We start from the raw sequence: 9,189 nt of genomic DNA, 5'->3' as shown, positions 1-9,189 counted from the left end.
TGTGTCCGTAATATGACCGGAATATGGAAAAGTGACGGAATGCCGAAAACGCTTGTATTTTGCGTTACATGGCGGCCGCCTTCCTCGCTTCGCCCAAACGAGTTGCACACGAATGCAGAAATACCTCTGACAGCATCTCGTCAGAGGTATTTGTTTTCGTTATTACGGTTTATTTTTGGGAGGCAGGTGCTACTGTTTCGCCCCGTGTGATTTTGCCTTCTTTTTCAAGCTGCTTGATCAACTCTTCCACGGAGATGCCCTTTTCTTTTGCCATTTGCTCCAAACTGATTGCTGGTTTAGTAAAGGAAGCTGCTTCACCAGTGGCGATCGTGCCTTCTTTTTCAAGCTGCTTGATCAACTCTTCCACAGAGATGCCTTTTTCTTTTGCTACTTCTTCCAAATTGATAGTTGTAGTGTAAGCATACATTGCCAGCTTGCCATCTTCTTTAAGCTGCTCGATCAACTCTTCTACGGAGATGCCTTTTTCTTTCGCCATTTCTTCCAGATTCATAGCAGGGTCCAGAGCGATGAATGCTCCGCCGTCCTTGTTTTCAGGATCGAGAGAAATGACTGTGAGGCCCGGATTGGTACCGTCTGGGGAGCTGGTAGCAACTCCTGTCGTCACCTTGCCTTCTTTTTTCAGCTGCTCGATCAACTCTTCTACAGAGATGCCTTTTTCTTTCGCCATTTCGTTCAGGTCGATCGGCTTACTGTTATTGCTGTTGGCATCGAATTTCATGAAGGAAAAGCTAGTTGTCAGATCGCCGTCTTTCGTGATAGTAGCTGCTCCTTTCGTCAGTTTTCCTTCTTTTTCAAGCTGCTTGATCAACTCTTCCACAGTGATGCCCTTTTCCTTTGCCATTTGCTCCAGGTTAAAAATCGGTTTGTTAAGAGCATCTGTACCATCTTTGGTCACCATTTTCAGTGGAGCAGAAGAACCGGTCGTTTTCGCTGGTTCATTTGCCGCAAACGCGGAACCTGCCATTGCGGATACTGCCAAAGCCATAACTGTCATTGCCATTTTCTTTTTCATTGTAAAATTCCTCCTTGGGGGGTCTTTAGATTGTGGTGAGCCTTGTTTGTGGGCTTGCCCGTCTCGGCTACAACACAAATTTAACGGGGGCGTGTGTCCGTAATATGACCGGAATATGGAAAAGTGACGGAATGCCGAAAACGCTTGCATTTTTCTGTACCTTGTTCTACATTAGAGACAGGTAAAAGACCACGTAAATCGCGTGTAATCTTCTACTCACAAGTGAATAATCAAAAGGCAAAGGTGCCCTTGAACACGGCTTATTTTTTCGTGTTTAGGCACCTTTTTTTACTTTTGATCAGGGATGTTGTCTTGAAAGGAGTGACACGCATGGAAAAACCAATTCGAGCGACGCCGCTTGCGATCCGACTGATTCCCAATGTCGATCCACAATTTGCGGAGAAGCTGAACCTGCCTTCTCATATCCGAAGTCTGGGGCTATTGACCTCTACGATTGACGATGTGGGGTATACGGCCATTGATGAAGCGACCAAAAAGGCAGCGGTAGAAGTTGTGTATGCCAAGTCGTTTTATGCAGGATCAGGCCATGCGTCTGGACCGTTGTCCGGCGAGTTCATCGGGATGATCGGAGGAGCGACGCCATCGGAGGTGCAGAGCGGACTGGATGCAGCCGTTGCATTTATGGAAAGCGGAGCATGCTTTTACTCTTTGAATGATGAAGGGACGCATGCGTATTACGCCCATGTTGTGTCGCGGACGGGCAGCTACTTGTCTCAAACCGCCGGAATCCGCGAAGGTGAGCCGCTTGCTTACTTGATCGCTCCGCCGCTGGAGGCCATGTATGGTATTGATGCCGCCCTCAAGGCTGCAGATGTACAAATGGTTCAATTTTTTGGTCCACCGACAGAAACGAACTTTGGGGGAGCACTACTCACTGGCAGCCAATCGGCATGCACGGCAGCCGCCGATGCTTTTGCTGAGGCCGTAAGAAGTGTCGCCAAACAGCCTGTCAAACGATAATAGGGATTTTCCCTCTTGAAGGGGAGGTAATGTAAATGCGCGCTACAACATATTCACTCGGCATGATCGAGACGCTGGGCTTGCCTGCTCTCATCGCTGCCGCAGACGCTGCTGCCAAAGCGGCAGATGTTAAAGTCGTCTCCTATGAAGGAGCGGACGCCGGAATCGTTACCTTGTATGTAATCGGAGATGTCTCCTCCGTACAGGCAGCAGTAGATGCTGGTGCTGAAGCTGCGAGACGTGTCGGAAGATTGCTGCACTCACACGTAATTCCACGTCCTGATGAAAATGTTCCAAGAATGATTAAAAACCTGCTAAAACCGGAAGTAAAAGAAGAGGTTAAGGCAGAGCCGGCTAAAGCGCCAGTGTCCGGATTGCAAGATCAATCCATCAATGACCTGCGTAAAATGGCGCGTTCGTATGCGGACTTCCCGCTGACAACGAACGAAATCAACATGGCGAAGAAAGAAGATCTCATTCGTCTGTTGGAAGAGAAACAAGGCGGAGGTGACAAAGCCTAATGACACTCGACGCTGATCTGTATTCCATACAGGAAGTGCGTACCTACCTCGCACAAGCGAAGGAAGCACAGGCCAAATTCGCTACCTACAGCCAAGAGCAAGTTGACCGGATCATCGAAGCTATGTCCAAAGTGGGCGTAGAAAATGCTGATCGACTGGCAGCAATGGCTGTAGAGGAAACAGGCTTTGGTAACGTCGCTGACAAGCGGATGAAAAACCTGTTTGCTGCACAAGATGTGTACGCATCTGTAAAAGATGTAAAAACGGTTGGCATCATCCGTAAGGACGAAGAGAACAAGGTGTGGGAAGTGGCGCAGCCATTTGGTATCGTCGCAGGGGTTGTACCTTCCACGAATCCGACGTCCACGGTTATTTATAAATCGATGGTCTCCCTCAAGGCGAGAAATGCGATTGTCTTCAGCCCGCATCCGTCGGCAGCCAAATGCACGCTGGAAGCAGCGCGACTGATGGCACAGGCGGCAGTAGCGGCTGGAGCACCAGAAGGCTTGATCCATTGCGTTACGAAGCCTACGCTGCCTGGAACAAATGAGCTGATGAAGCACAAGCTTACCAATCTGATTCTCGCGACTGGCGGAACTCCGATGGTACGCGCAGCATACAGCTCCGGTAAGCCGGCATACGGTGTTGGACCTGGTAACGTACCAGTTTACATCCACCACACTGCTGACTTTGCTGCTGCTGCCAGACGCATCGTGCAGAGCAAGACTTTTGACTATGGTACGATCTGCGCTTCTGAGCAGGCATTGGTAGTGGAGGAATCCACCAAACACCAATTGATTGCTGCCCTGAAGCGTGAAGGCGCCTACTTCCTGAACGAGCAAGAGAAGGAAAAGGTAGCTGCCATCGTCACGATAAACGGCTCGCTGAACGCGAAGATCGTTGGCCGCTCTCCACATGTGATCGCTCAAATGGCGGGTATTACCATCCCTGCTGATACGCGTGTCCTGGTTGCGGAGGAGAACAACGTAGGTAAAGCGTACCCGATGTCCGTTGAAAAACTGGCGCCGATTCTCGCTCTCTACACGGTTCAAGGTGACAACGAAGCGTTTGCTCGTTGCCGCGAATTGCTGGATCACGGCGGACTTGGACATACAGCGGGTATTCACGCCCAGGATGACAATGTCATCGCAGCATATGGTCAAGCAATGCCAGCATCCAGAATTCCGGTAAATACGGGTACGACCTTCGGAGGAATTGGCGCAACGACTGGTGTACAACCAGCGTTCACGCTTGGATGCGGTTCCTATGGGGGCAACATCACGTCCGATAACATCGGTGCGAAGCACATGTTCAACATCAAGCGTGTTGCATTTGGCATCAAAGAAATGCCGCAATCAACGCCAGTATCCGCAGCTCCAGCGACACAAGCGGAAGAAGCTGTTCTACAAGCTGTCTCTTCCATGAATGTCGGCTTGAGCCGCGATGAGATCAAAAACATCATCAAATCGGTGTTAACAGAAATGACGACTTAGAGTCGTAAAACACTAAAATTTTGGAGATATAATTAAGGAGGAAATGAAAATGGCTGGAGAAATGTCCGCATTGGGAATGGTAGAAACAAAAGGTTTGGTAGGAGCAGTTGAAGCTGCTGACGCAATGGTAAAAGCAGCTAACGTAAAACTGATTGGTAAAGTACACGTAGGTGGCGGTCTCGTGACTGTTATGGTACGTGGTGACGTAGGTGCAGTAAAAGCTTCCACAGACGCAGGTGCCGCTGCTGCTGAAAAAGTAGGAGAGCTCGTATCTATTCACGTAATTCCACGCCCTCATGGAGACATTGAACTGATTCTGCCTAAACTCGAAGGATAATAAATCCCTATGGCAGTGATTACAGAAGCATCCTTGAGAGCGATGCATAAATCAGGCATTCCAAACCCCTTTCTCGTTGAGAAAGGGGATAAAATAACACCAGCAGCGGCAGATTTCTTGAAAGGAAGAGGGATTCAAGTGAAACAAGTTGATCAAAACCAGCAGCCTTCCACCAATCAAGCTGCCGAGGCAGTGCGAGAAATTCCTTTGGGCGTATCTAACCGTCACATTCATTTGTCGCAAGCAGATGTCGAGAAGCTTTTCGGAGCCGGACATCAATTGACGCCAATGCGTGATTTGTCGCAACCGGGCCAGTTTGCTTGCCAAGAAACAGTCACCATCGTGGGACCAAAAGGCAGCATCCACGGGGTTCGCGTTTTAGGACCAGCTCGTGGCGCGACACAAGTGGAAATTTCCCGGACAGACGGCTTTGCAGTAGGTGTTCAAGCACCTGTGCGTATGTCTGGAGATATTGAAGGAACACCAGGTATGGTACTCGTTACGGCAAAAGGGACAGTCGTGATGGACAAAGGCGTAATCGTAGCGAAGAGCCACGTTCATATGTCTCCTGCAGATGCCGAGCAATATCAAGTGAAGGATGGCGATACGCTGATCCTGGCGACGCAAAGCGATCGTCCAATCATCTATCCAGATGTAGTCGTTCGTGTGCATCCGCAATTCGCACTTGATTTCCACGTTGATACGGATGAAGGTAATGCCGCTAATTTGAAAACGGGAGACCGGGTAAAAGTGATCGGCAAGAACGGGCAATTTTACTCCGCCTAACGGAGGTAGAGCTTGATGGACATCAGAGAAATGGTGGCGTCGATTACAAAAGAAATTTTGCAATCGATGAATACAGAAAAGAAAAACGATGCGCCTCGTATCCTGTACGTCTTTTGTGACAGCCAGGCTCATGAGGCTTATCAGGATCATTTTATCCAACTGAAAAACCACGGAATCTGCCATGACATTCTCTTCCTGGACGGAGAAACCTCTTCTTGGTTGGGAATGCACAAGATCGAATGTGGGGGAGCAGGTAGAATCCTTACAGCAGATGAGTACGCTCCTGCCCCGTTGGAAGTGCCGAAAGATTATGTCGGTATCGTGATTCCTGAAATCGATTTGGATAATGCAGCGAGAATTGCTTCTGGTCTAAAAGGAACGATCAAAGCGGAAATCGTCTTTTCCGCATTGGTGACGGGTAAATTCGTCATCGCTGGTTCCGATGTGCCAGGAATCAAGCGCGCAGACCGTCGTACCCTGCAAACATTGACACTGACACCTGCTTATGAAAAGCTGTTCAACCGTCACGTTGAGGGCATGAAAGAACTGGGTGTGGAGTTTGTAGAGCAACGCCGTCTGGCTGATCGCGTAGTTTCGAAGCTGAAGTCTCAGCTGCAAAAAGTGGAGACTACTACCAAGACAGAACAACCGACATTGACTCCTTTGGATGAGCAGGAAGCCGTCTTTTCCGGGAAGCTGTTGACAGCGGATTGGATCAGATCTCAGCCTGAGCTTCGCGATACGACTTTGATCGTGAAAAAAGGTGCAATTGTTTCTCCGCTTGCTTATGACAGCATGAGAGAACGCGGCATTACGGTCAGCTATTTAGGAAAAGGGTGATCGCATGTTTTTGGGAAAAGTGATCGGCAGCGTCTGGGCCACGCAAAAAGAAGCAGGCATGGAAAATCTCAAGCTCATGGTGGTTCAGCCGATTGATTGGCGTGGCGAAGAAGGCGGACAAACCGTTATCGCAGCGGACAGGATCGGTGCGGGAATCGGGGAGCAGGTTATCGTCTCTCGTGGGACGCCTGCCCGAATCCTTTTCTCCGGCACCAGTGTGCCGATCGATGCGATTATCGTAGGCATTGTGGATTCGTTTGAGGTGCCGGGTGCCGCAGGAAGAGAGGAATAGGAATGGAACAGGAACGTTCACGAGTCATCCAGGAATTCGTACCAGGGAAACAGGTCACGTTGGCTCATGTTATCGCAAACCCTGACCCAATGCTCTATACCAAGCTAGGAATCAATGAGGCCGGTGCGATCGGCATTTTGACTTTGACGCCTACCGAAACAGCCATTATTGCCGCGGATATTGCGACAAAGGCTGCTGGCGTCGAGCTTGGGTTTCTCGATCGTTTTACAGGTTCACTGATTGTCGTAGGAGATGTATCTGCTGTTGAAATGGCAGTCGAAGCGGTCAATCAGGTACTGAGCGAAAAACTGCGGTTTACACCGGCATTGGTGACGAAATCATGACCGGCCGTGTAATGCTAATCGGTGCAATCGAAGCAGGAAAGTCTTCTCTGGTGCGGGCGCTGTTCAATGACGAACAGCCTGCCAGGAAGACACAAGCGCTCGAATATCGGGACTGGGCGATTGACACTCCGGGTGAGTACAGCGAAAACCCGATGTTTTACCGCACGCTCATGGCTACCTCTCTTGAGGCGAAGATCATTGTCATGGTGCAGGATGCTACGAGGGAGCGCAATTATTTCCCTCCTGGTTTTGCACAAGGGTTCCCGCAATCGTGCATCGGGGTCATTACCAAAATGGATCATCCTGATGCAAATGTGGAGAGGGCAGAACAATTCCTGCGTCAATCGCTTGGCAATGCGAGAATCTTCCAGACCTCCTCACTCACGAGTGAGGGAGTGCCAGAATTGCGAGCGTATTTGCAAGAAATTGTCAACGAGTAAGCTTGATTAACCAGTATTAAACCCCTTTCCGCCGTAGCGCGTCTGTGAGAAAATGAGGTCATATCAACTCCTAGCAGGTGAAAAGAGGTTCACATGCAATCAATACGAGAAGTGTGCAAAGCGTCCACGACATTGAGTGATGAGGACATTCGGATTGTGGAGGATCTGGCTTCCAAGCTCCAGATTTTTGCTGATCTGTCTCAGGCGGATATGTTTATCGATTGTCCGACGGTAGATCGGAGCGCTGCGATGGTAGTCGCACAAGCTGCACCGAGTACGGCACGCTCTATGTACAGTGGATCGGTCGTAGGGCATTTGGCGACGGCGATTAATGAGCCGGCTGTTATGTATTGTCTGACGACAGGCAAGCCCGTCATCGGTTCACGTGGGGTTTCACAGGAGCAAGTCGTGATGCGACAAAGCGTCGTACCCATCACGAATGCGGCTGGAAAAACAATCGGGACCTTGATAACTGAACAAGATATATCCAAACAGGTGGAACAGGAAAAGAACGTCGAAATGCTCAAGGAAACAACGGAGCAGTTAAGTGAGACACTCATCCAGTTCGCTGTGCCTGATCTGCCCATTTCGTCACTTTTGCACGAGGGCATGATTTTGTTTGATCAGAGTGGGGTTATCACGTACGCCAATGGCCGTGCCCACAAGCTGCTCTCCTTGATTGGCTTTGAACGGCCGGAAAAGGGAGAGAGCATTGAACGTATTTTTTCCTGGAGAGTTTCCCCGGAGAATTTTGTACGCAACGGGGGTTATATTCAGGAGGAGCTGTCAAAAGGCAAGCATTTTATCATGATGAAAGCGGTTTCGTCCGTCCGCAAACAAGACATCATCGGAGGATTCATTCTCCTGCGAGACATATCGGACATTCGGGAAAAAGAAAAGCAATTAATGATCAAATCCGCGGTGATCAAAGAGATTCACCACCGGGTCAAAAACAATTTGCAAACCATCTCTAGTCTGTTGCGCCTGCAAATGCGGCGTTCGCAGTCCAACGAGATTGAAAAGGTATACCGGGAGAGCATCAATCGCATCAACAGCATCGCCATTATTCACGAATACTTGGCACAGGATGGTCTGGAGCAGATTGACTTCAAAGAGATTTTAACCAAAATATCGAAAATAATCGTCTCTTCGATGAGACGTTCTGAGCAAGCTATACACGTCGTGGTGACGGGCGAATCGGTGTATCTGCCGTCCAACAAAGCAACATCGTTTGCCTTGATCGTCACCGAGCTGATTCAAAATTGCATGATTCATGGTTTTCATGACCTGCAAGAAGGGAAAATCTCTATTGCACTCGTCGCCAAGGAGGACTTCGTTAGTTTGTCTGTGACAGACGACGGAGTAGGCATCGAGGACATGGAGCAAATCCACAAAAAGGGCCATCTCGGCCTGAAAATTGTCGATACGCTGGTCAGGGAAGACCTCGAAGGCACGATGCATTTCCGCAACACTGGGAACGGAACAGAGGTTACCATCCTCTATCCGATCCAAAAGGAGGATGAAGATGACACAGCCGAAGATTATGGTGGTTGATGACGAGCCGATTATTCGCATGGATTTGCGCGAGATGCTCGAAAATGAAGGGTATTTAGTGGTTGCCGAGGCGAAAAACGGAGAAGAGGCAGTCGAACAGGCCCATCGTCACAAGCCCGATCTGATCATCATGGATGTGAAAATGCCTGTCTTGAATGGAATCAAGGCAAGCGGTATCATTCGTTCCTTTTCAGACAGTTCTATTCTTCTTTTGACGGCTTATAGCCAAAAGGAACTCGTCCAGGATGCCAGAAAAGCGGGTGTGACGGCTTACTTGGTGAAGCCGGTGTCGGAGGATGACTTGATTCCCGCAGTAGAAATCGCCCTTAGTCAAAAGGAAAAAGTCGTTTCACTGAAGAAGGATATCAATGATCTGAAGCAAAAGATCGAGGATCGCAAAGCAGTGGAAAAGGCAAAAGGAAAGCTGATGAGTGCCCTATCCTTGGAAGAGGATGCGGCTTACAAATGGATGCAGCAAGTAAGCATGCAACGGCGCATGCCGCTTGTGAAGCTGGCAGAAGAGATTTTGTCAGGCGAGCAGGCCATTTTAGCACAAGGCTAGTACTGA

12 protein-coding genes are annotated in these 9,189 nt (G+C 49.3%); 11 read left to right on the top strand and 1 reads right to left on the bottom strand.

From position 1 onward, the window contains the following. Positions 1-169 precede the first annotated feature (169 nt). A complete protein-coding gene (locus ACQ5DJ_RS07230; RefSeq protein WP_429841844.1) occupies positions 170-1,033 on the bottom strand; it encodes a hypothetical protein in 864 nt (287 codons plus the stop codon). A 330-nt stretch (positions 1,034-1,363) separates the two neighbouring features. On the opposite strand from ACQ5DJ_RS07230, the gene eutL reads away from it, so the two are divergent. From eutL to ACQ5DJ_RS07175, 11 genes are all read left to right on the top strand, one after another. Then, positions 1,364-2,014 carry an ethanolamine utilization microcompartment protein EutL gene (gene eutL / locus ACQ5DJ_RS07225; protein ID WP_429841843.1) on the top strand — a complete coding sequence of 217 codons (651 nt, stop codon included), beginning with the start codon at positions 1,364-1,366 and terminating at the stop codon, positions 2,012-2,014. A gap of 35 nt (positions 2,015-2,049) precedes the next feature. Continuing rightward, a complete protein-coding gene (locus tag ACQ5DJ_RS07220) occupies positions 2,050-2,535 on the top strand; it encodes a BMC domain-containing protein (protein WP_429841842.1) in 486 nt (161 codons plus the stop codon). Continuing rightward, positions 2,535-4,028, top strand: coding sequence for an acetaldehyde dehydrogenase (acetylating) (locus ACQ5DJ_RS07215; protein ID WP_429841841.1), 1,494 nt, complete (start codon positions 2,535-2,537; stop codon positions 4,026-4,028). The genes ACQ5DJ_RS07220 and ACQ5DJ_RS07215 overlap by 1 nt, the downstream gene beginning before the upstream one ends. A gap of 49 nt (positions 4,029-4,077) precedes the next feature. Then, positions 4,078-4,365, top strand: a complete 288-nt coding sequence (eutM, locus tag ACQ5DJ_RS07210; RefSeq protein WP_007720104.1) for an ethanolamine utilization microcompartment protein EutM — start codon at positions 4,078-4,080, stop codon at positions 4,363-4,365. Between the two features lie 9 nt (positions 4,366-4,374). Beyond that, the gene (pduL, locus tag ACQ5DJ_RS07205; RefSeq protein ID WP_429841840.1) at positions 4,375-5,151 is read left to right on the top strand and encodes a phosphate propanoyltransferase; all 777 of its coding nucleotides are present in this window, start codon (positions 4,375-4,377) and stop codon (positions 5,149-5,151) included. Between the two features lie 15 nt (positions 5,152-5,166). Further along, positions 5,167-5,991 carry a hypothetical protein gene (locus ACQ5DJ_RS07200; protein ID WP_144618628.1) on the top strand — a complete coding sequence of 275 codons (825 nt, stop codon included), beginning with the start codon at positions 5,167-5,169 and terminating at the stop codon, positions 5,989-5,991. Between the two features lie 4 nt (positions 5,992-5,995). Further along, complete coding sequence (locus tag ACQ5DJ_RS07195) at positions 5,996-6,283, top strand: EutN/CcmL family microcompartment protein (protein ID WP_007720099.1); 288 nt, start codon at positions 5,996-5,998, stop codon at positions 6,281-6,283. Between the two features lie 2 nt (positions 6,284-6,285). Then, complete coding sequence (eutS, locus tag ACQ5DJ_RS07190; protein ID WP_007720097.1) at positions 6,286-6,627, top strand: ethanolamine utilization microcompartment protein EutS; 342 nt, start codon at positions 6,286-6,288, stop codon at positions 6,625-6,627. Next, positions 6,624-7,067, top strand: coding sequence for a EutP/PduV family microcompartment system protein (locus ACQ5DJ_RS07185; protein WP_429841839.1), 444 nt, complete (start codon positions 6,624-6,626; stop codon positions 7,065-7,067). Before eutS ends, ACQ5DJ_RS07185 begins: the two co-directional genes overlap by 4 nt. Positions 7,068-7,160: 93 nt before the next feature. Next, positions 7,161-8,621: a sensor histidine kinase gene (locus ACQ5DJ_RS07180; RefSeq protein WP_429841838.1), complete on the top strand. Its 1,461-nt coding sequence runs from the start codon at positions 7,161-7,163 to the stop codon at positions 8,619-8,621. Next, the gene (locus ACQ5DJ_RS07175) at positions 8,587-9,183 is read left to right on the top strand and encodes an ANTAR domain-containing response regulator (RefSeq protein WP_429841837.1); all 597 of its coding nucleotides are present in this window, start codon (positions 8,587-8,589) and stop codon (positions 9,181-9,183) included. Before ACQ5DJ_RS07180 ends, ACQ5DJ_RS07175 begins: the two co-directional genes overlap by 35 nt. The last annotated feature ends 6 nt before the right edge of the window (positions 9,184-9,189 follow it).

This window comes from Brevibacillus sp. FIR094 (assembly GCF_050477165.1).
In the GTDB taxonomy this organism is placed as follows: Bacteria; Bacillota; Bacilli; order Brevibacillales; family Brevibacillaceae; genus Brevibacillus.
This window is presented reverse-complemented; position numbering and strand designations above follow the sequence as displayed.